Source organism: Mycobacterium parascrofulaceum ATCC BAA-614 (assembly GCF_000164135.1).
GTDB lineage: Bacteria > Actinomycetota > Actinomycetes > Mycobacteriales > Mycobacteriaceae > Mycobacterium > Mycobacterium parascrofulaceum.
In genome coordinates this window covers 163,328-183,272 of the sequence record NZ_GG770558.1, presented here as the reverse complement: position 1 = coordinate 183,272, position 19,945 = coordinate 163,328, and the positions used below count along the sequence as shown (strand labels likewise).

The following is a 19,945-nucleotide window of genomic DNA, read 5'->3' as shown; positions in this document are numbered from 1 at the left end:
CCGAAGGGTATTCGCGTTCAGAACTCGGCTGCTGCCTTAGCGGCGACCGCGACGCGCGGTGGCCTTCTTGGCGGGCGCCTTGCTGGCCGGCCTCTTTGCCGCGGCCTTCTTCACCGGAGCCTTGGTCGCGGCCTTCTTCGCCGCGGCCTTCTTCACCGGAGCCTTGGTCGCGGCCTTCTTCACCGGAGCCTTGGTCGCGGCCTTCTTGGCCGGAGCCTTGGTCGCGGCCTTCTTGGCCGGAGCCTTGGTCGCCGCCTTCTTGGCCGGAGCCTTCTTGGCTGCGGTCTTCTTCGCCGCGGCCTTCTTGGCGGGAGCCTTCTTGGCTGCGGTCTTCTTGGCCGCGCCGCTTGCCACTACACCACGCTTCACTGCAGGTCCTTCCGACGGGAGACGCTGTGCGCCAGAGACAACCGCTTTGAATTGAGCACCGGGACGGAACGCCGGGACGGAGGTCGGCTTCACCTTCACCGTCTCGCCGGTCCGCGGGTTGCGGGCCACCCGGGCCGCGCGGCGCCGCTGCTCGAACACACCGAACCCAGTGATGGTGACGCTGTCGCCCTTGTGCACCGCACGCACGATCGTGTCGACAACGTTCTCGACGGCGGCGGTCGCCTGCCGACGGTCGGTGTTCAATTTCTGTGTGAGCACATCAATGAGCTCTGCCTTATTCATCCAATCCCTCCGACGCTAGTGGTCCTCGATTTGAACCGACTAGTGCACACGGTAAACCCTCACCCAGCAAATTTCCAAGAGCCACGCGCAATTTCAGGGCCGGGCAATCGGCGGATTGGCAATCCGGTTGCCGCCCTTGACCCGTGGCGGGACTTGAAAATCGGCTCAGTTAGTTAGGTGAGCGAGAGGAAATTCCGGCCGTTCCCGACCGTTCAGGAGGTAGGCACAGTGCGCGGTTTCCACTGCGGATAACGGGCCTCGTACGACTCGATTTTGTCGAGTTTCCGCAGCGTAAGGGCTATATCGTCGAGTCCCTCGAGGAGCCGCCAGGCGGTGTGGTCGTCAATCTTGAACGGCAACACCGCCGTTCCGGCGGTGATATTTCGATCTTGAAGATTGACAGTGATTTCCAGCCCCGGGCTCTGCTCGATGAGCTTCCAGAGCAGTTCCACGCCGTCTTGGGAAACTTCGGCCGCCAACAGCCCCGCCTTGCCGGCGTTGCCCCGGAAGATGTCACCGAATCGAGACGAGATGACCACCCGGAACCCGTAGTCCATGAGCGCCCACACCGCGTGCTCGCGTGACGAGCCGGTGCCGAAATCGGGCCCGGCGACCAGGACCGAACCCCTGTCAAAGGGGCTGAGGTTGAGGATGAATGAGGGATCCGAGCGCCAGCTGGCGAACAACCCGTCCTCGAAACCGGTTCGGGTGACCCGCTTCAAATACACCGCCGGAATGATCTGATCGGTGTCGACATTGGACCGCCGCAACGGGACACCGATACCGGTGTGCGTGTGAAAAGCTTCCATGCTCGTCCCTATCTTCTCGAATGGATCAGTTCAAATCGGCCGGCGCGGACAATGTGCCGCGCACCGCCGTCGCGGCGGCAACGGCCGGGGACACCAAATGCGTGCGGCCGCCTTTCCCCTGGCGCCCTTCGAAGTTGCGGTTGGACGTCGCCGCGCACCGCTCCCCCGGCGCCAGCTGATCCGGATTCATCCCCAGGCACATCGAGCAGCCCGCCTGGCGCCATTCGGCGCCCGCGGCGGTGAAAACCTCACCCAGCCCTTCGGCTTCGGCCTGAGCGCGGACCCGCATGGACCCCGGCACCACGAGCATCCGCACGCCCGGGGCCAGCTTGCGCCCGCGCAGCACGTCGGCGACCACGCGCAGGTCCTCGATACGACCGTTGGTACAAGAGCCGACGAACACGGCGTCCACCGCGATGTCGCGCATCGGAGTTCCGGGGCGAAGGTCCATGTATGCCAACGCTTTCTCCGCGGCCTGTCGCTCGTCGTCGCCGGTCATCAGCTCCGGGTCGGGCACGGCCGCGGCCAGCGGCACCCCCTGGCCGGGATTTGTGCCCCACGTCACGAACGGGCTCAACGACGTTGCGTCGAGGTGGACCTCGGTGTCGAAGACGGCGCCGGGGTCGGTGTGCAGCTCCTGCCAGTAGCGCATGGCCGCGTCCCACTGCGCCCCCTGCGGCGCGTGCGGCTTGTCGCGCAGGAAGTCGAAGGTGGTGGCGTCCGGAGCCACCATGCCCGCCCGGGCGCCGGCCTCGATGCTCATGTTGCAGATCGTCATCCGGCCTTCCATCGACAGCGATTCGATGGCGCTGCCGCGGTATTCGATGACGTGCCCCTGCCCGCCGCCGGTGCCGATCTTGGCGATCAACGCCAGGATGATGTCCTTGGCCGTCACGCCTGCGGGCAAGTCACCATCGACGTTGACGGCCATCGTCTTGAACGGCCGCAGCGGCAACGTCTGGGTGGCCAGCACGTGCTCGACCTCCGAGGTGCCGATGCCCATCGCCAGCGCGCCGAACGCGCCGTGCGTCGACGTGTGACTATCACCACAGACGATCGTCATTCCCGGTTGGGTCAAGCCCAATTGCGGCCCGACGACATGCACGATGCCCTGCTCGATATTGCCCATCGGGTAGAGGCGAATCCCGAATTCGGCGCAGTTGCGGCGCAACGTCTCGACCTGGGTGCGCGACACCGGGTCCGCGATCGGCTTGTCGATGTCGACGGTCGGCACGTTGTGATCCTCGGTGGCCAGCGTCAGGTCGGGCCGTCGCACCGGCCGGCCGGCCAGCCGCAGCCCGTCGAAGGCCTGGGGGCTGGTGACCTCGTGCACCAGGTGGAGATCGATGTAGATCAGGTCGGGTGCCCCTGCTTGCTCGGGGTCATCCGCCCCGGACACCACAACGTGGTCGTCCCAGACCTTTTCGGCCAGGGTGCGCGGCTTGCCGGATCCCATCTGAAATTCGCCTCGATTCGCTCATCCGCGGCTCGCCGATCGATCATGGGCTGTGATCTCAGGATGCGAGACGCTAGTATCTCCTTGTGAGACAGCATAGCGGCATCGGCGTGCTCGACAAAGCCGTGGACATCCTGCACACGACCGCCCAATTCCCGTGTGGACTGGCCGAACTGTGCCAGCGGACCGGGTTGCCCCGGGCCACCGCGTACCGGTTGGCCGCCGCGCTGGAAGTGCATCGCCTGCTGGCCCGCGACGGCGAAGGGCGCTGGGGGCTCGGCCCAGCGGTCACCGAGCTCGCCGCGCACGTCAACGATCCGCTGCTGGCAGCCAGCGCGGGGGTGCTTCCCCTGTTGCGCGAGACCACCGGTGAGAGCGTGCAGCTGTACCGCCGCGAGGGCACCACGCGGGTCTGCGTGGCGGCCCTGGAACCCGCTGCGGGCCTTCGCGATACGGTCCCGGTCGGGGCGCGACTGCCGATGACGGCGGGATCGGGCGCCAAGGTGCTGCTCGCCCACAGCGACGCGGCGACGCAGAAGGCGGTGCTGCCTGCGGCGAAGTTCACCGAGCGCACGCTGGCCGAGGTGCGGCGGCGCGGCTGGGCCCAAAGCGTGGCCGAGCGGGAGCCCGGGGTTGCGAGTGTGTCGGTCCCGGTGCGCGACGGCCGCGGCGCCGTCGTCGCCGCGATCTCGGTGTCGGGACCCGTCGACCGCATCGGCCGGCGCCCGGCGGCGCGCTGGGCGGCCGATCTCCTATCCGCGGCCGAGGCCCTGACGCGCCGGCTATAGCGGCATCGGCTGTGCAGTGATGGCGTCGCGAGTGCAGCCAGGGCGGCGAAATCGCCGAAATCCCGCCGCACACGCACACTCGACGCCATCTGCGCACACTGAACGCGACCGGTGCACAGCGGGCCCCAAGCGGCCTGTCAGACTGACCGCCATGGGAACCAATCAGCGCGCGAGCATCGTCATGTCCGCCGACGAGATCGCCGACTTCGTCGTCAAGAGCCGCACCGGGACGCTGGCCACCATCGGCCCCGACGGCCAGCCGCATCTGACCGCAATGTGGTACGCCGTCGTGGACGGCGAAATCTGGCTGGAGACCAAGGCCAAGTCGCAGAAGGCGGTCAACCTCAAACGTGACCCGCGGGTGAGCTTCCTGATCGAGGACGGCGACACCTACGACACGCTGCGCGGGGTGTCCTTCGAGGGCGTCGCGGAGATCGTCGACGATCCCGAGGTTTCGCACCGGGTCGGGGTCAGCGTGTTCGAGCGGTACACCGGCCCCTACACCGACGAGATGAAGCCCTTCGTCGAGCAGATGATGAACAAGCGCGTCTGCGTGCGCATCGTCGCGCAGCGCGCGCGGTCGTGGGATCACCGCAAACTCGGGCTGCCGGCCATGCCGGTGGGTGGATCGACGGCACCGGCCGTGCTCGGCACCGGCCAATAGGCGCTTCGGCCAATGGTTGCTTTGTAGCCCCGATGGGATTCGAACCCACGCTACCGCCGTGAGAGGGCGGCGTCCTAGGCCGCTAGACGACGGGGCCAGACACGATCCGGAGTGCCAGCATAGCTCACACTCGAAAGCCCACCTAATCGCTTGAGGGGGCGAGATTTTGCTGGGGTACCAGGACTCGAACCTAGAATGGCTGAACCAGAATCAGCTGTGTTGCCAATTACACCATACCCCATTGGCCGCCTAAAACCGCTGGTCAGCGCCCATCCCGAGCCGTGTCACGCCGCCCGGAAGACCGCGGCCGCCAACCGTTGTCGGCCTTTGTAAGCCGCAGTGCAGACTACCAAAGACTCCGGCGACAATCCGCACGCGAGGTCTACGTCTACCCGGCGGCCGTCTCGCGCGCGGCGCGTAGCCGCAGCAAGCTGCGGTCACGGCCCAGCAGCTCCAGCGACTCGAACAACGGCGGGCTGACCGTCGTTCCCGTGGCGGCCACCCTGATCGGACCGAAGGCCTTGCGCGGTTTGAGGCCCATGTTCTCGATGAGCGTGGCCTTGAGAGCGGGCTCGATCTGCGCCGTGGTCCACTCGGTCAGCCCGTCGAGCGCGGCCAGCGCGGCGTCCAGCACCGCGGCCGCGTCCGGCCCGAGCTCCTTGGCGGCGGCCTTGGGGTCGATGGCGTATTCGTCGTCGTTGAGGAACTTCAGCAGGTCCCACGCATCGGCGAGCACGACGATGCGGGTCTGCACCAGGTCTGCGGCGGTGGCGAACGCGGCGTCATCCAGCCCGAGCCGATGGCCGTGGACATCGAAATAGTCACGCAGCCGGCCCGCGAAGTCGGCCGGCTCGAGCATGCGGATGTGCTCGGCGTTGAGCGCGTCGGCCTTCTTCTGATCGAACCGCGCCGGGTTCGAGTTGACGTCGACGACGTCGAACGCGGCGACCATCTCGTCGAGGCTGAACACGTCGTGGTCGTCGGCGATGGCCCAGCCGAGCAACGCAAGATAGTTGAGCAGGCCCTCGGGGATGAAACCCCGGTCGCGGTGGGCGAAGAGATTCGACTGCGGGTCGCGCTTGGAGAGCTTCTTGGTCCCCTCCCCCAATACCGTTGGCAGGTGAGCGAACTCCGGCACGCGCTCGGCGACGCCGATCCGGATCAGCGCCCCGTACAACGCGAGCTGCCGCGGAGTCGACGGCAGCAGGTCCTCGCCACGCAAGACGTGGGTGATCTTCATCAAGGCGTCGTCGCACGGGTTGACCAAGGTGTACAACGGATCTCCGTTGGCGCGGGTCAACGCGAAGTCCGGCACGCTGCCGGCGGCGAAGGCGGTCGGCCCGCGCACCAGATCGTTCCAGCCGAGGTCTTCGTCGGGCATCCGCAGCCGCACCACCGGTTTGCGGCCCTCCGCGAGGAACGCCGCGCGCTGGGAATCCGTCAGCTGCCGGTCGAAGTTGTCGTACCCCAGCTTCGGGTTGCGCCCCGCCGCGATGTGACGCGCCTCAACCTCTTCCGGTGTCGAGAACGCGTGGTAGGCCTCGCCGGCCTCGAGCAGCTTGGCCACCACGTCGCGGTAGATGTCTTTGCGCTGCGACTGCCGGTACGGGCCGTAGGGTCCGCCGACCTCGGGCCCCTCGTCCCAGTCCAGGCCAAGCCAGCGCAGCGCGTCGAGCAGGGCCAGGTAGCTTTCCTCGGTGTCGCGCTGCGCGTCGGTGTCCTCGATGCGAAACACGAAGGTGCCGCCCGTGTGCCGGGCGTAGGCCCAGTTGAACAGCGCGGTGCGGACCATGCCGACGTGCGGGGTGCCCGTGGGCGACGGGCAGAAACGGACTCGTACTGTCACGACTTTCCCTTACGGACCACGGGATTGGTGAGGGTGCCGATGCCCTCGATGGTGATGGAGACGGTGTCGCCGTCCTCGATCGGACCGACGCCGGCCGGTGTCCCGGTGAGGATGAGGTCGCCGGGGAGCAGGGTCATCACGGCCGAAATCCATTCCACGATGGCGCCGACGTCGTGAATCATCAGCGAGGTGCGGCTGTGTTGCTTCACCTCGCCGTTGACCTCGGTCCGGATCTCGAGATCGGCCGGGTCGACATCGGTGACGATCCAGGGACCCACCGGGCAGAAGGTGTCGTGCCCTTTGGCCCGGGTCCATTGGCCGTCGGCTTTTTGTTGGTCACGGGCCGACACGTCGTTTCCGATCGTGTAGCCGAGGATGCTGTCGGCGGCCTCGGCGGCCGACACGTCCTTGCAGGGCCGGCCGATGACTGCGGCCAACTCCCCCTCGAAATGCACGGGTGATGCATTGGCCGGCAACCGAATCGGCACGTTCGGCCCGACGATGGCCGTATTGGGCTTGAGGAAGATGATCGGGTCCGCCGCCGCCGGGCCGGTGAGATCGGTCATCTCGGCGATGTGGTCGGTGTAGTTCTTGCCGATGCAGACGACCTTGCTCGCCAGTATCGGAGCAAGCAGCCGCACATCGGCCAGCGGCCACGAGCGGCCGGTGAAGTTCGGCGTGCCGAAGGGATGCTCGGCGATCTCGCGGGCAATCATTGCGGCGGGATCGGCGAGTTCGCCTTCGATGCTGACGAAGGCGACACCGTCCGGGCTGGCGATTCGACCAAGGCGCATTTCGTTGAGCCTACTGATGGGCGCCCGCGCCGGGCATGGCCGGGCATCGCATCGGCGGCGGCCCCACGAGCATTACCAGCGGATTCCGGTGCGTGTGCAAGCATTGGGGATGCAGAATGCGGCGGCCACCGAGCGCGAGCTGGGCGCGGGAGCGCGCTGGTCCATCCTGGTCGTGTCGCTGGTGGCCACGGCCAGTTCCTTTCTCTTCATCAATGGCGTCGCCTTTCTGATCCCGTCGTTGCAAACGGCGCGCGGAATCCCGCTCGACGAGGCCGGTCTGCTGTCCTCGATGCCCAGCTGGGGCATGGTGGTCACCCTGGTGCTGTGGGGTTACGTGCTGGACCGAGTGGGCGAGCGGATGGTGATGGCCGCGGGTTCGGGGCTCACCGCGGTGGCGGCCTACGCCGCGGCGTCGACGCATTCGATGGTGCTCATGGCCGTCTACTTGTTCCTCGGCGGCATGGCCGCCGCGAGCTGCAACACCGCGGGCGGGCGGCTGGTGTCGGCATGGTTCCCGCCGCACCAACGCGGCCTGGCCATGGGTTTCCGCCAGACCGCGCAACCCCTGGGAATCGCGTTGGGGGCGCTGGTGATTCCCGAGCTGGCCGAACACGGGCCGAGTGCGGGCCTGAGGTTCACCGCCCTGGCGTGCGCGTTGGGCGCGGCGGCGAGTGCTGTCGGCATCATCGACCCGCCGCGCAAGCCGCGGGCGAAGGCCAGCGATGCCGAACTGTCCAGCCCCTACCGAGGATCGTTGACGCTGTGGCGAATTCACAGCGTGGCGGGTCTGATGATGGTTCCGCAGACCGTGACCGTCACGTTCATGCTGGTGTGGCTGATCAGGAATCTGCACTGGTCGGTGGCGGCCGCGGGCAGTCTGGTCACCCTCTCGCAACTGCTGGGCGCCCTCGGCCGCGTCATGGTGGGCCGCTGGTCCGACCGCGTCGGCTCGCGAATGCGCCCGGTGCGCATCATCGCGGTGGGCGCCGCCGTGACGCTCTTCCTGCTGGCCTGGGCCGACTTGCTGAACTCGGTCTACCAGGCGCCGCTGATGGTCGCCGTCTCCGTGATCGCCGTGCTGGACAACGGTTTGGAGGCCACGGCCATCACCGAATTCGCCGGACCGTTTTGGAGCGGGCGCGCCCTGGGCATTCAGAACACCACCCAGCGGGTGATGGCGGCCGCGGCGCCGCCGCTCTTCGGTGCCCTGATCACCGCCGCGAAATACCCGAATGCGTGGATATTGTGCGGCCTGTTCCCGGTATTCGCGGTGCCGCTGGTGCCGGCGCGCCTGCTCCCGCCCGGCCTGGAACCTACAGCCCGGCGGCAATCCGTTCGCCGACTTCGGTGGTGGCGGGCCGTTCGCTCCCACGCGTTGCCAGGTAAGCCTCGACGGCACGGTCCACCCGGCTAGCCGCATCGTCCTCGCCGAGGTGGGCGAGCAACAGCGCCACCGACATGATCGCCGCGGTCGGGTCGGCGATGCCCTGACCGGCGATGTCCGGCGCGCTGCCGTGCACCGGCTCGAACATCGACGGGTTGGTCCGGGTGGCGTCGATGTTGCCGCTGGCGGCCAAGCCAATTCCGCCACACACCGCGGCCGCCAGGTCGGTGATGATGTCGCCGAACAGGTTGTCGGTCACGATCACGTCGAAGCGGCCGGGGTCGGTGACCATGAAGATGGTTGCGGCGTCGATGTGTTGGTACGCGACCTCGACGTCGGGGTAGTCCCGCCCGACCTCCGCCACGATCCGTGACCACAGCTTGCCGGCGAACGTCAGCACGTTGGTCTTGTGCACCAGCGTCAGGTGCTTGCGACGGCGCTGGGCGCGTTCGAAGGCGTCGGCCACCACGCGGCGCACGCCGAATGCGGTGTTCAGGCTCACCTCGGTGGCGACCTCGTGGGGCGTCCCGGTGCGGATGGCGCCGCCGGTACCGGTATACGGGCCTTCGGTGCCCTCGCGCACCACCACGAAATCGATGTGCGGATCCCCCGCGAGCGGGCTGCTCACACCGGGATACAGCCGGCCCGGCCGCAAGTTGACGTGATGATCGAGCTCAAAACGCAGGCGCAGCAACAGCCCCCGTTCCAGCACCCCGCTGGGTACCGACGGGTCGCCGATCGCCCCCAGCAGGATGGCGTCGTGCTGGCGCAGCTCGCCGAGCACCGATTCCGGCAACAGCTCCCCGCTGGCGTGGAAACGCCGCGCGCCCAGGTCGTAATCCGTCTTCTCGACACCGGGCAACACCGCGTCAAGGACTTTGAGCGCCTCGGCTGTCACCTCCGGCCCGATGCCGTCGCCGCCGATAACAGCGAGTTTCACGACAGATCAACCACCTCGAGCTTGTTGGCGCCGACCGCCGCGCCGATCGCCGACCGCACCTCGTTCGGCACGTCCTGATCCAGCCGCAGCAGGATCGTCGCGCCCGGACCCTCGGCGTCCTCGGAGAGCTGCGCGGCCTGGATGTTCACGCCCGCCGATCCGAGCAGGGTGCCGATCTTGCCCAGCGCCCCGGGTTGGTCGACGTAGTTGATCACGAGGTTGGTGCCCTGAGCGCGCAGATCGAAGTTGCGGCCGTTGATCTGCACGATCTTTTCGGCCAGCTGCGGCCCCGACAGCGTGCCGGCCACGTTGACGGCGGTGCCGTCGTGGGCGACCGCGCGCACGTCGACGACGCTGCGGTGGTTCGGGCTCTCCGAGGCCTTGGCCAGCTCGGCGGTGACGCCGCGTTCCTCGGCCAGCGCGGGCGCGTTGACGAACGTCACCGGGCCCTCGACCACCGCCGAGAACAGTCCGCGCAGGGCCGAAAGCTTCAGCACCTCAACATCTTCGGCGGCCAGCTCGCCGCGCACCTGTACGGACACCGACACCGGCGGCCCGTCCGACAGCGAGGCGGCCAGCACACCGAGCTTGCGCACCAGGTCCAGCCAGGGCGCCACCTCTTCGTTGACCACACCGCCGCCGACGTTGACGGCATCGGGGACGAATTCCCCGGCCAGCGCGAGTTTCACGCTCGCCGCGACATCGGTGCCCGCCCGGTCCTGGGCCTCGGACGTGGAGGCGCCCAGGTGCGGGGTCACGACCACCTGCGGCAGCTCGAACAGCGGGCTGTCGGTGCAGGGCTCTTTGGCGAAGACGTCGATGCCGGCCGCCCGCACGTGTCCGCTGCTGACCGCTTCCGCCAGCGCGGCCTCGTCCACCAGGCCGCCGCGGGCGGCGTTGACGATGATGACGCCCGGCTTGGTCTTCGCCAGCGCCTCCTTGCCGATCAGGCCGGCCGTCTCGGGCGTCTTCGGCAGGTGCACCGAGATGAAGTCGGCGCGGGACAGCAGCTCGTCGAGGGGCAGCAGCTCGATGCCCAACTGGGCGGCCCGGGCCGGCGAGACATAAGGGTCGTAGGCGACGAGGTGGGTGCCGAAGGCCGTCAACCGCTGGGCGACCAACTGCCCGATCCGGCCCAGTCCCACCACGCCGACCGTCTTGCCGAAGATCTCGGTGCCGTTGAACGACGACCGCTTCCAGGCGTGTTCGCGCAGCGAAGCGTCCGCCGCCGGGATCTGCCGGGCGGCGGCCAACAGCAGCGCCAACGCGTGTTCGGCGGCGCTGTGGATGTTCGAGGTGGGCGCGTTGACCACCAGCACGCCCCGCTCGGTGGCGGCGTCCACGTCGACGTTGTCCAGCCCCACGCCGGCGCGGGCCACGATCTTCAGCTTGGGCGCGGCCGCCAGCACCTCGGCGTCCACGGTGGTGGCCGAGCGCACCAGCAGTGCGTCGGCCTCGGGCACCGCGGCCAGCAGCTTCTCCCGGTCCGGCCCGTCTACCCAGCGCACCTCGACCTGGTCTCCCAGGGCGGCGACGGTCGATTGGGCGAGTTTGTCGGCGATCAATACAACAGGCAGATTCACCCGGCCAGCCTATCGGCTGCGTTTGACGGGAATTGACGGGCTCACCACTGCCCTAACCTGCGCCGACGCCTGGTTGGCCATGGGTCGTCGCCGTCCTACGATGCGCTCGTGACCAAACTCGCGATCGTCTACTACTCGGCCACCGGCCATGGCACGACGATGGCGCGGCGCGTCGCCGCAGCGGCCGAGTCCGCGGGCGCCGAGGTCCGCCTGCGCCACGTCGCCGAAACGCGCGACCCGCAGTCGTTCGCCCAGAATCCGGCGTGGACCGCGAATTACCAAGCGACCAAAGACCTTCCGGCGGCGACCGGCGAGGACATCGTCTGGGCCGACGCGGTGATCTTCGGTTCACCGACGCGGTTCGGCTCTCCGGCCGGGCAATTGCGCACCTTTCTCGACTCCCTGGGCGGCCTGTGGGCCGAAGGCAAGCTCGCGGACAAGGTCTACGCGGCGTTCACGTCGTCCAACACCCTGCACGGCGGTCAGGAGACCACGCTGCTCTCGCTCTACATCACGCTGATGCATTTCGGCGGCATCATCGTGCCGCCCGGCTACACCGACCCGCTGAAGTTCGTCGACGGCAATCCGTATGGGGTGAGCCTGGTGTCCACCCACGACAACATCAGCGAGCTCGACGAGGCCACCGAGAACGCCCTCGACCATTTGGCCCGCCGGGTGGTCCTGACGGCCGCCCGCCTCGCGACGCGCTAGATGGCCGAGCGTCACGCCAGAGTGACCGTGGTGGCCGGGCGCCACTCTGGCGTGACGCTCGCGGTTACGCCGTCTCGGTGATCGGCCGGTCGACCCAGCTCATCAGGGCGCGCAGCTTCTTGCCGGTCACCTCGATGGGATGCTCGGCGTTCTCCTTGCGCAGCTGCTCGAGTTGCTTGTTGCCACCCTCGACATTGGCGACCAGCTTCTTGGTGAAGGTGCCGTCCTGAATGTCGCGCAGGATCTCCCGCATCCGCTCTTTCGTGCCGGCGTCGATGACCCGGGGGCCCGACAGGTAGCCGCCGAACTCGGCGGTGTCGGACACCGAGTAGTTCATCCGGGCGATGCCGCCCTCGTACATGAGGTCGACGATCAGCTTGAGCTCGTGCAGCACCTCGAAGTAGGCCATCTCCGGCGGGTAGCCGGCCTCCACCATGACGTCGAAACCGGTCTTCACCAATTCCTCTGTGCCACCGCACAACACGGCCTGCTCGCCGAACAGGTCGGTCTCGGTCTCGTCCTTGAAGGTGGTCTTGATGACGCCGGCCCGGGTGCCGCCGATGGCCTTGGCATAGGACAGCGCCAGCGCCTCACCCTTGCCGGTCGGGTCCTGGTCCACCGCGATCAGGCAGGGCACGCCCTTGCCGTCGACGAACTGGCGGCGGACCAGGTGGCCGGGCCCCTTCGGGGCGACCATCGCGACCGTGACGTCGGCGGGCGGCTTGATCAGATCGAAGTGAATGTTGAGCCCGTGCCCGAAGAAGAGCGCGTCACCGGGGTTGAGGTTGGGCTCGATGTCGTTCTTGAAGATGTCGGCCTGCGCGGTGTCGGGCGCCAGCAACATGATCACGTCGGCCCACTTGGCCACCGCGGCGGGGGTGTCGACCTCGAGACCCTGCTCGGTGACCTTGGCCCGGGACTTCGAACCCTCCTTCAACCCGACGCGCACCTGCACACCGGAGTCGCGCAGGCTCAGCGAGTGCGCGTGCCCCTGGCTGCCGTAACCGATCACGCCGACCTTGCGGCCCTGGATGATCGACAGGTCCGCATCGTCGTCGTAGAACATTTCTAGTGCCACTGTTGAATATCTCCTTGTGTGTAATTGGCGTAGCTATTTGGCGCCCAAGCCGCGCGGGCCGCGCGACAGCGACACCACGCCGGACTGGACGATCTCGCGGATGCCGAACGGTTCCAGCACCCGCAGCAGCGCCTCGATCTTGCCGCGGTCGCCGGTGGCCTCGATCGTCAGCGCCTCGGGCGACACGTCGATCACCTTGGCGCGGAACAGGTTTACCGCCTCGATCACCTGGCTGCGGCTACCGGCGTCAGCGCGCACCTTGATCAGCGCCAGTTCCCGCGACACCGCGTGACCCTCGTCCAGTTCGACGATCTTGATCACGTTGATCAGCTTGTTGAGTTGCTTGGTGATCTGCTCGAGCGGGGTCTCCTCGGCGCTGACCACGATGGTCATGCGCGACATGTCTTTCTGCTCGGTGGCGCCGACGGCCAGCGACTCGATGTTGAAACCGCGTCGCGAGAACAGCGCCGCCACCCGCGCGAGCACGCCGGGTTTGTCTTCGACCAACACCGACAGCGTGTGCGTGTGCATCAGGCGTGCCCTTCGCTCTCGTCGTCGAACAGCGGGCGAATGCCGCGGGCGGCCTGGATTTCGTCGTTGCTGGTGCCGGCGGCCACCATCGGCCACACCTGCGCGTCCGCGCCGACGATGAAGTCGATCACCACCGGACGGTCGGTGATCGCGCGGGCCTGATTGATCACGTCCTCGACGTCTTCCTCACGCTCGCAACGCAATCCGACACAACCCAGCGCCTCGGCCAGCTTGACGAAGTCGGGGATGCGATGCGAATGGGTGGCCAGGTCCGTCTGCGAATACCGCTCCTGGTAGAACAGCGTCTGCCACTGGCGCACCATGCCCAGGTTGCCGTTGTTGATCAGGGCCACCTTGATCGGCACGCCCTCGATCGCGCAGGTGGCCAACTCCTGGTTGGTCATCTGGAAGCAGCCGTCGCCGTCGATGGCCCACACCTCCGCCTCCGGGCGAGCCATCTTGGCGCCCATGGCCGCCGGGATGGCGAATCCCATGGTGCCCAGGCCGCCGGAGTTGATCCAGGTGCGCGGCTTCTCGTACGAGACGAACTGCGCCGCCCACATCTGGTGTTGGCCCACCCCGGCGACGTACACCGCGTCCGGGCCGGCGATCTGGCCCAGCTTCTCGATGACGTACTCCGGGCCGAGGCTGCCGTCGCTCTGCGGGCCGTAACTCAGCGGATAGGTGGCCTGAACGCTGTCCAGGTAGGCCCACCATTCGGTCATGTCTGGGATTGCCGCGGTGCCGGAATGCTCGTAGTGCCGCAGCATCGCGATCAGCTCGGTGATGACCGCCCTTACATCGCCGACGATCGGCACGTCGGCGTTGCGGTTCTTGCCGATCTCGGCGGGGTCGATGTCGGCGTGGATGACCTTGGCCTCCGGGGCGAAGGTCTCGAGCTTTCCGGTCACCCGGTCGTCGAACCGGGTGCCCAGCGCGATCAGCAGGTCGCTGCGCTGCAGCGCCGCCACAGCGGCGACGGTGCCGTGCATGCCGGGCATGCCGAGGTGCTGACGGTGGCTGTCGGGGAACGCACCGCGCGCCATCAGCGTGGTGACCACCGGGATGCCGGTCAGTTCCGCGAGCTCGCGCAGTTGCTCGCTCGCCTCGCCGCGGATGACGCCACCGCCGACGTAGAGCACCGGTTTGTGGGCGTCGCCGATCAGCTTGGCGGCCTCGCGGATCTGCCGGCTGTGCGGCTTGGTGTTGGGCTTGTAGCCGGGCAGGTCCATGCGCGGCGGCCAGCTGAACGTGCACTGCCCCTGCAGCACGTCTTTGGGGATGTCGACCAGGACCGCACCCGGGCGTCCCGAGGCGGCGATGTGGAAGGCCTCGGCGATCACCTGCGGGATCTCGTCGCCCGAGCGGACCAGGAAGTTGTGCTTGGTGATCGGCATCGTGATGCCGGAGATGTCGGCCTCCTGGAAGGCGTCGGTGCCGATCAGCGTCCGGCCGACCTGGCCGGTGATGGCGACCACGGGCACGGAGTCCATCTGGGCGTCGGCCAGCGGCGTCACCAGGTTGGTGGCGCCGGGTCCGGAGGTGGCCATCATCACGCCGACCTTGCCGGTGGCGTGGGCGTAGCCGCTGGCGGCGTGGCCGGCGCCCTGCTCGTGGCGAACCAGCACGTGGCGCAGCTTCTTCGAGTCGAACAGCGGGTCGTAGACCGGCAACACGGCGCCACCCGGGATCCCGAAAATGACCTCGACGCCGAGTTCCTCCAAGGAGCGGATCACCGACTGGGCGCCGGTAAGCTTCTCGGGCCCAATGCGTTTCGGCTTGGTGGTCGGCGACTTCTCGGCGGGCTTGGCCGCGTCCGTGGCGATGTCGGCGGCACGCTGCGGCTCGGTGGCGTGCGGCCTGGCGGGAGCGCTCACTGTCTTTGATCCTTATTCACTCTGGGAATCTCGCTCGGGGGCAACAAAAAACCCCCGACAGCTCATCTGCTGCACGAGGGTTGCGCGTTGGTCTGGATAGCTTCAAATGCCGAAGAGGCTAGTCAGGCACCAACGCGCCGACTAATTACTACGAGCATCCCGGGCTTTCCGGCGGTATCCATAACACCCGACGGTAGCCTTCGCACAGCTCAGCAGTCAAATCCGTGACCGTCGGCTCGCGCCGAGGTCCAGGGCCCCCGCGCCGGGTGAAATGATGGTCGGGTGGCTACCGGTTCGTCTTCCCACACACCCGTCGTGATCAAGGTGTCCCCGATCGCGCACCTGGCCGTCGGCTTCGTGACCCTGGGGTTGCTGATACCGGTGATGCTGTGGCCGCCCTCGGCTCCGCTGCTGCTGATCCCCGTGGTGCTGTCGGCGATGATCGTCCGCCTGCGCACCGTCGCCGACGACCGGGGCGTGACCGTCCGAACGCTACTGGGCGGCCGGGCGGTGCGGTGGGATGAGATCGACGGCCTGCGCTTCCACCGGGGCTCCTGGGCGCGGGCGCACCTCAGGAGCGGCGCGCAGTTGCGTCTGCCCGCGGTGACGTTCGCGACGCTCCCACAACTGGCCGAGGTCAGCTCCGGGCGCGTGCCCAACCCCTACGCGTAGCCGGCCTATGCGCAGGCGGATCAGGCGATCGGGTTGACCCCGTTGAGCAGCACCCACACCGCGACCCCGGCGGCGATGCCGACCAGGAGGGCGACGAACGACCCGATGAAGGGCCGGTGGGCCCAGCCGCGCCGCGCGTCCAGGCCGTAGCGGCCCGGCCCGCACAGGATGACCGCGACGGCCACGACGATCAGCGTGATTTGGTACTCGTGCCCGTCCGGCAGGAAGTAGGCGAAGGTGTGCGGGTGCGGCCGCGCCGAGATGGTGGCCAGCAGGCCGTTGATCAGGAACGCCAGCGCACCGGCCGCGGCCACCGGGGTGAACAGCCCAAGCACCAGCAGCACGCCCGCGACCAGCTCACCACCGGCACTGACGTAGGCGAGGATGTCGGCGTGCTGGTAGCCGACGTCCGACAGGGAGTTCTTGAACCCGCCCACCCCCGAGCCGCCCCACCAGCCGAACAGCTTCTGCAGCCCGTGGGCGGCCAGCACGAACCCGAGCCCGACCCGCAATATCAGCAAACCCAGGTGCTGGGTGCCGCGACGCCCGACGTCGTGCAGGCGGCCGTAGTGTTCGTCCCCGTCGATCTCGACGGGCTCGGCGGCCGCGTGCCGGGTGGGTTGCGGCTGGACGTAAGGCAGGGGCTCCTGCTGGTCGAGCACGTTGTAACCCGTCGCCCTGGGGCCGCCGACGGCGGCGTGGTCGCCCATGTAGGGGATGACGGTGGTGGTTCCGGTGGAGGGGTTGAAATCGCCGGGGTAACCGACGGGCGTCAGATCATCCTCGGGGTCAACCACACGCGCCGTGGCGGGGCGTCCCGGGGTCGGCTCCGGGGATTCGCCGGGCCGTTGCCAATGTCCGTCATTCGGTTGACTGGTCACGGGTGTCAGGGTAAGGGCATTTGGCGCTGAATTGGGGATTTGAGCGGCGCTTTCGCCAGGCAATCGGTGGTTTGCCTGCCGAACAAGCCCAGATTGGCCCGAAATGGGCTCGCCGGGGGCTTTGGCGGCGCCGTCGCCGCGGAATCGGGGCCGGAATGGTGCTTACCGGTGCGCGCGAAAATGGCTGCGGTGGAGCGGCGACGGGTAGGCGGGCCGCAGGCGTGTGGCGGGGGCGGGCGCACTGTCCGTAGCCTGTCGGTCATGCGACTACGGCGCTCGGTTCGGTGCGGGTTTGCCGCGCTTTGCGCGGTGGTGCTGGTCGCGAGCGGGTGTGCACGGTTCAACGACGCCCAGTCCCAGCCCTTCACCACCAACCCGGAACTCAAGCCGCAACCCAGCTCGACGCCTCCCCCGCCGCCGCCGCTGCCGCCCACGCCGTTCCCCAAGGCGTGCCCCGCCCCGGGCGTGATGCAGGGCTGCCTGGAGAGCACCAGCGGCCTGATCATGGGGCCCGACAGCAAAACCGCCCTGGTCGCCGAGCGCACCACCGGCGCGGTCAAGGAGATCTCGGTCAGCGCCGAGCCGAAGGTGAAGACGGTCATCCCGGTGGACCCGGCCGGTGACGGCGGCCTGATGGACATCGTGCTGTCGCCGACCTACACGCAAGACCGGCTGATGTACGCCTACATCAGCACGCCGACCGACAACCGGGTGATCCGGGTGGCCGACGGCGACATCCCCAAGGACATCCTGACGGGCATCCCCAAGGGGGCCACCGGCAACACCGGGGCGTTGATCTTCACCAGCCCCACGACGCTGGTCGTCATGACCGGCGACGCGGGCAACCCGGCGGCGGCCGCGGACCCCAAGTCGCTGGCCGGCAAGGTACTGCGCATCGAGCAGCCGACGACCATCGGGCAGGCGCCGCCGACGACGGCGCTTTCCGGCGTCGGCGCCGGCGGCGGAATGTGCATCGATCCGGTCGACGGCTCGCTCTATGTCGCCGACCGCACCCCGACGGCGGACCGGTTGCAGCGCATCACCAAAACGTCGGAGGTCTCCACGGTGTGGACGTGGCCGGACAAGCCCGGCGTGGCCGGCTGCGCGGCGATGGACGGCACCGTGCTGGTCAACCTGATCAACACCAAGATGACGGTGGCCGTGCGGCTGGCGCCGGCGACGGGTGCGGTCACCGGGGAACCCGACGTGGTCCGCAAGGACACCCATGCCCACGCGTGGGCGCTGCGGATGTCGCCGGACGGAAACGTTTGGGGCGCAACCGTCAACAAGACCGCCGGCGACGCCGAGAAGCTCGACGACGTGGTCTTCCCGCTGTTCCCGCAGGGCGGCGGCTTCCCGCGCAACAACGACGACAAGACCTAGCGCGGTCTTCGCGAATCCGATATCGCGGGCGATAGCGCTTTCGACACTCGCCAAATGATCGGCTGACGTCTCGCGCCCGCCGCGAAGCCGCGCCGGCCGGTCTAGCTCTGCCCGCAGGCGGCCAGCACCAGTTCGCGCACCCGCGCGGCGTCGGCTTGCCCCCGGGTGGCCTTCATCACCGCGCCGACGATCGCGCCGGCCGCGGCCACCTTGCCGCCGCGGATCTTCTCCGCCACATCGGGATTGGCGGCCAGCGCCTCGTCGACCACGGCCTGGGTGACCGAGTCGTCGCGCACCAGCTCGAGGCCGCGGGACGCCATCACCTGCCCGGGTTCACCCTCACCGGCCAGCACCCCCTCCACGACCTGGCGGGCCAGCTTGTTGGACAGCTTGCCCTCGTCGACGAGCGCGATCACCGCGGCGACCTGGGCGGGGGTGATGGCCAGTTCGTCCAGCGCGACGTTCGCCTCGTTGGCCTTCTGCACCAAGAAGTTTCCCCACCAGGCGCGCGCCTGCTCGCTGGACGCGCCGTGCTTGACGGTTGCGGTGACCAGGTCCACGGCGCCGGCGTTGACGAGGTCGCGCATCACCTCGTCGGAAACGCCCCATTCCTGTTGAATCCGCTTGCGGCTCAGCCACGGTAGCTCCGGGATGGTCTGGCGCAGCTGCTCGACCAATTCACGGCTGGGCGCGACGGGTTCCAGGTCGGGTTCGGGGAAATAGCGGTAGTCCTGGGCGGTCTCTTTGGCGCGGCCCGGGCTGGTGTACCCCGCTTCGTGGAAGTGCCGGGTCTCCTGGATGATCTGCCCACCCGACGCCAGGACGGCGGCCTGCCGCTGCATCTCGTAGCGGACCGCGACCTCAACGCTTTTCAGCGAGTTGACGTTCTTGGTCTCGGTGCGGGTGCCGAACTCGGTGGTTCCGGTGGGCATCAGCGACACGTTGGAATCGCAACGCATAGAGCCCTGGTCCATCCGCACATCGGATACGTCCAAGGCGCGCAACAGGTCTCGCAATGCCGTGACGTACGCGCGCGCGATCTCCGGCGCCCGGGCCCCGGCGCCCACGATCGGCTTGGTCACGATTTCGATCAGCGGCACACCGGCGCGGTTGTAGTCGAGCAGCGAGGTGGTGGCGCCGTGGATGCGGCCGGTCTCGCTGCCCAGGTGGGTCAGCTTCCCGGTGTCCTCCTCCATGTGCGCGCGTTCGATCTCGACCCGCCAGGTGGTGCCGTCCTCCAGCGGCGCATCCAGATACCCGTTGATGGCGATCGGCTCGTCGTACTGGGAGATCTGGTAGTTCTTCGGCATGTCCGGGTAGAAGTAGTTCTTCCGGGCGAAGCGGCACCAGGGCACGATCTCACAGTTCAACGCGAGTCCGATCCGGATCGCCGACTCCACCGCCGTGCGGTTGAGCACCGGCAGCGAACCCGGCAGGCCGAGGCACACCGGGCAGACCTGGGTGTTGGGTTCGGCACCGAACGCGGTGGAGCAGCCGCAGAACATCTTCGTCACGGTCGACAGTTCGACGTGCACCTCGAGGCCGAGGACCGGGTCGAAGCGCGCGATGACGTCGTCGTAGTCCATGAGATCGGCGCCGGCAGCAACACTCATGCCGTCGATCGTAGTGGTGACCGCGAGCGCGGCGGAGCCGGGCGAAGCGGGTCACCACCGTCAGGCCCGTGGTGACCGCGAGCGCGGCGGAGCCGGGCGAAGCGGGTCACCACCGTCAGGCCCGTGGTGACCGCGAGCGCGGCGGAGCCGGGCGAAGCGGGTCACCACCGTCAGGCCCGTGGTGACCGCGAGCGCGGCGGAGCCGGGCGAAGCGGGTCACCACCGTCAGGCCCGTGGTGACCGCGAGCGCGGCGCTGGGGGCG

General features: G+C 68.2%; 18 protein-coding genes and 2 tRNA genes. 6 read left to right on the top strand and 14 right to left on the bottom strand.

Features of this window, described 5'->3' with window-relative positions; translation table 11 throughout:
* Nucleotides 1–36 precede the first annotated feature (36 nt).
* The 3 genes from HMPREF0591_RS24185 to leuC form a co-directional block, all read right to left on the bottom strand.
* Nucleotides 37–672, bottom strand: a complete 636-nt coding sequence (locus HMPREF0591_RS24185) for an HU family DNA-binding protein (RefSeq protein ID WP_007171327.1) — start codon at nt 670–672, stop codon at nt 37–39.
* A 212-nt stretch (nt 673–884) separates the two neighbouring features.
* A complete protein-coding gene (gene leuD / locus HMPREF0591_RS24180; RefSeq protein WP_007171326.1) occupies nt 885–1,481 on the bottom strand; it encodes a 3-isopropylmalate dehydratase small subunit in 597 nt (198 codons plus the stop codon).
* Between the two features lie 25 nt (nt 1,482–1,506).
* Nucleotides 1,507–2,937: a 3-isopropylmalate dehydratase large subunit gene (gene leuC / locus HMPREF0591_RS24175; RefSeq protein ID WP_007171325.1), complete on the bottom strand. Its 1,431-nt coding sequence runs from the start codon at nt 2,935–2,937 to the stop codon at nt 1,507–1,509.
* Between the two features lie 86 nt (nt 2,938–3,023).
* Between leuC and HMPREF0591_RS24170 the strand changes: the two genes are divergently transcribed.
* Together HMPREF0591_RS24170 and HMPREF0591_RS24165 are read left to right on the top strand one after the other, a co-directional pair.
* On the top strand, nt 3,024–3,725 hold the full coding sequence (locus tag HMPREF0591_RS24170; protein ID WP_007171324.1) for an IclR family transcriptional regulator: 702 nt from the start codon (nt 3,024–3,026) through the stop codon (nt 3,723–3,725).
* 151 nt (nt 3,726–3,876) lie between these two features.
* A complete protein-coding gene (locus tag HMPREF0591_RS24165) occupies nt 3,877–4,389 on the top strand; it encodes a pyridoxamine 5'-phosphate oxidase family protein (RefSeq protein ID WP_007171323.1) in 513 nt (170 codons plus the stop codon).
* Nucleotides 4,390–4,413: 24 nt separating this feature from the next.
* Here HMPREF0591_RS24165 and HMPREF0591_RS24160 read toward each other — a convergent pair.
* The 4 genes from HMPREF0591_RS24160 to HMPREF0591_RS24145 all read right to left on the bottom strand — a co-directional run bounded on the left by HMPREF0591_RS24160 (nt 4,414) and on the right by HMPREF0591_RS24145 (nt 7,029).
* Nucleotides 4,414–4,486, bottom strand: a tRNA-Glu gene (locus HMPREF0591_RS24160).
* 72 nt (nt 4,487–4,558) lie between these two features.
* Nucleotides 4,559–4,630, bottom strand: a tRNA-Gln gene (locus HMPREF0591_RS24155).
* 147 nt (nt 4,631–4,777) lie between these two features.
* Complete coding sequence (gene gltX / locus HMPREF0591_RS24150; protein ID WP_007171322.1) at nt 4,778–6,235, bottom strand: glutamate--tRNA ligase; 1,458 nt, start codon at nt 6,233–6,235, stop codon at nt 4,778–4,780.
* Nucleotides 6,232–7,029, bottom strand: a complete 798-nt coding sequence (locus HMPREF0591_RS24145) for a fumarylacetoacetate hydrolase family protein (RefSeq protein WP_007171321.1) — start codon at nt 7,027–7,029, stop codon at nt 6,232–6,234. The genes gltX and HMPREF0591_RS24145 overlap by 4 nt, the downstream gene beginning before the upstream one ends.
* 109 nt (nt 7,030–7,138) lie before the next feature.
* On the opposite strand from HMPREF0591_RS24145, the gene HMPREF0591_RS24140 reads away from it, so the two are divergent.
* Nucleotides 7,139–8,443 carry an MFS transporter gene (locus HMPREF0591_RS24140; protein ID WP_040623951.1) on the top strand — a complete coding sequence of 435 codons (1,305 nt, stop codon included), beginning with the start codon at nt 7,139–7,141 and terminating at the stop codon, nt 8,441–8,443.
* Here HMPREF0591_RS24140 and HMPREF0591_RS24135 read toward each other — a convergent pair.
* Together HMPREF0591_RS24135 and serA are read right to left on the bottom strand one after the other, a co-directional pair.
* Nucleotides 8,343–9,353: a 3-isopropylmalate dehydrogenase gene (locus tag HMPREF0591_RS24135; protein WP_007171319.1), complete on the bottom strand. Its 1,011-nt coding sequence runs from the start codon at nt 9,351–9,353 to the stop codon at nt 8,343–8,345. The two genes, HMPREF0591_RS24140 and HMPREF0591_RS24135, sit on opposite strands and share 101 nt — an antisense overlap.
* Nucleotides 9,350–10,936 carry a phosphoglycerate dehydrogenase gene (serA, locus tag HMPREF0591_RS24130; protein WP_007171318.1) on the bottom strand — a complete coding sequence of 529 codons (1,587 nt, stop codon included), beginning with the start codon at nt 10,934–10,936 and terminating at the stop codon, nt 9,350–9,352. Before serA ends, HMPREF0591_RS24135 begins: the two co-directional genes overlap by 4 nt.
* A 108-nt stretch (nt 10,937–11,044) precedes the next feature.
* On the opposite strand from serA, the gene wrbA reads away from it, so the two are divergent.
* Nucleotides 11,045–11,647: an NAD(P)H:quinone oxidoreductase gene (gene wrbA / locus HMPREF0591_RS24125; protein ID WP_007171317.1), complete on the top strand. Its 603-nt coding sequence runs from the start codon at nt 11,045–11,047 to the stop codon at nt 11,645–11,647.
* A gap of 64 nt (nt 11,648–11,711) precedes the next feature.
* On the opposite strand, the gene ilvC is transcribed toward wrbA, so the two are convergent.
* The 3 genes from ilvC to HMPREF0591_RS24110 are packed head-to-tail and all read right to left on the bottom strand — an operon-like array spanning nt 11,712 to nt 15,133.
* Nucleotides 11,712–12,713 carry a ketol-acid reductoisomerase gene (gene ilvC / locus HMPREF0591_RS24120; RefSeq protein WP_083208675.1) on the bottom strand — a complete coding sequence of 334 codons (1,002 nt, stop codon included), beginning with the start codon at nt 12,711–12,713 and terminating at the stop codon, nt 11,712–11,714.
* A 45-nt stretch (nt 12,714–12,758) separates the two neighbouring features.
* Entirely contained in the window at nt 12,759–13,256 is a 498-nt protein-coding gene (gene ilvN, locus HMPREF0591_RS24115) for an acetolactate synthase small subunit (protein ID WP_007171315.1), read from the bottom strand.
* On the bottom strand, nt 13,256–15,133 hold the full coding sequence (locus tag HMPREF0591_RS24110; protein ID WP_007171314.1) for an acetolactate synthase large subunit: 1,878 nt from the start codon (nt 15,131–15,133) through the stop codon (nt 13,256–13,258). The genes ilvN and HMPREF0591_RS24110 overlap by 1 nt, the downstream gene beginning before the upstream one ends.
* Before the next feature lie 315 nt (nt 15,134–15,448).
* Here HMPREF0591_RS24110 and HMPREF0591_RS24105 point away from each other — a divergent pair, with 315 nt between their 5' ends.
* Nucleotides 15,449–15,805, top strand: coding sequence for a PH domain-containing protein (locus HMPREF0591_RS24105; RefSeq protein ID WP_040623832.1), 357 nt, complete (start codon nt 15,449–15,451; stop codon nt 15,803–15,805).
* Between the two features lie 20 nt (nt 15,806–15,825).
* Here the strand turns inward: HMPREF0591_RS24105 and HMPREF0591_RS24100 are convergent, their stop codons facing one another.
* Nucleotides 15,826–16,686 carry a DoxX family protein gene (locus HMPREF0591_RS24100; RefSeq protein ID WP_040623830.1) on the bottom strand — a complete coding sequence of 287 codons (861 nt, stop codon included), beginning with the start codon at nt 16,684–16,686 and terminating at the stop codon, nt 15,826–15,828.
* Nucleotides 16,687–16,947: 261 nt separating this feature from the next.
* On the opposite strand from HMPREF0591_RS24100, the gene HMPREF0591_RS24095 reads away from it, so the two are divergent.
* Complete coding sequence (locus HMPREF0591_RS24095) at nt 16,948–18,069, top strand: PQQ-dependent sugar dehydrogenase (protein ID WP_007171311.1); 1,122 nt, start codon at nt 16,948–16,950, stop codon at nt 18,067–18,069.
* Between the two features lie 101 nt (nt 18,070–18,170).
* On the opposite strand, the gene gatB is transcribed toward HMPREF0591_RS24095, so the two are convergent.
* Nucleotides 18,171–19,682, bottom strand: a complete 1,512-nt coding sequence (gatB, locus tag HMPREF0591_RS24090; RefSeq protein WP_007171310.1) for an Asp-tRNA(Asn)/Glu-tRNA(Gln) amidotransferase subunit GatB — start codon at nt 19,680–19,682, stop codon at nt 18,171–18,173.
* Nucleotides 19,683–19,945 lie beyond the last annotated feature (263 nt).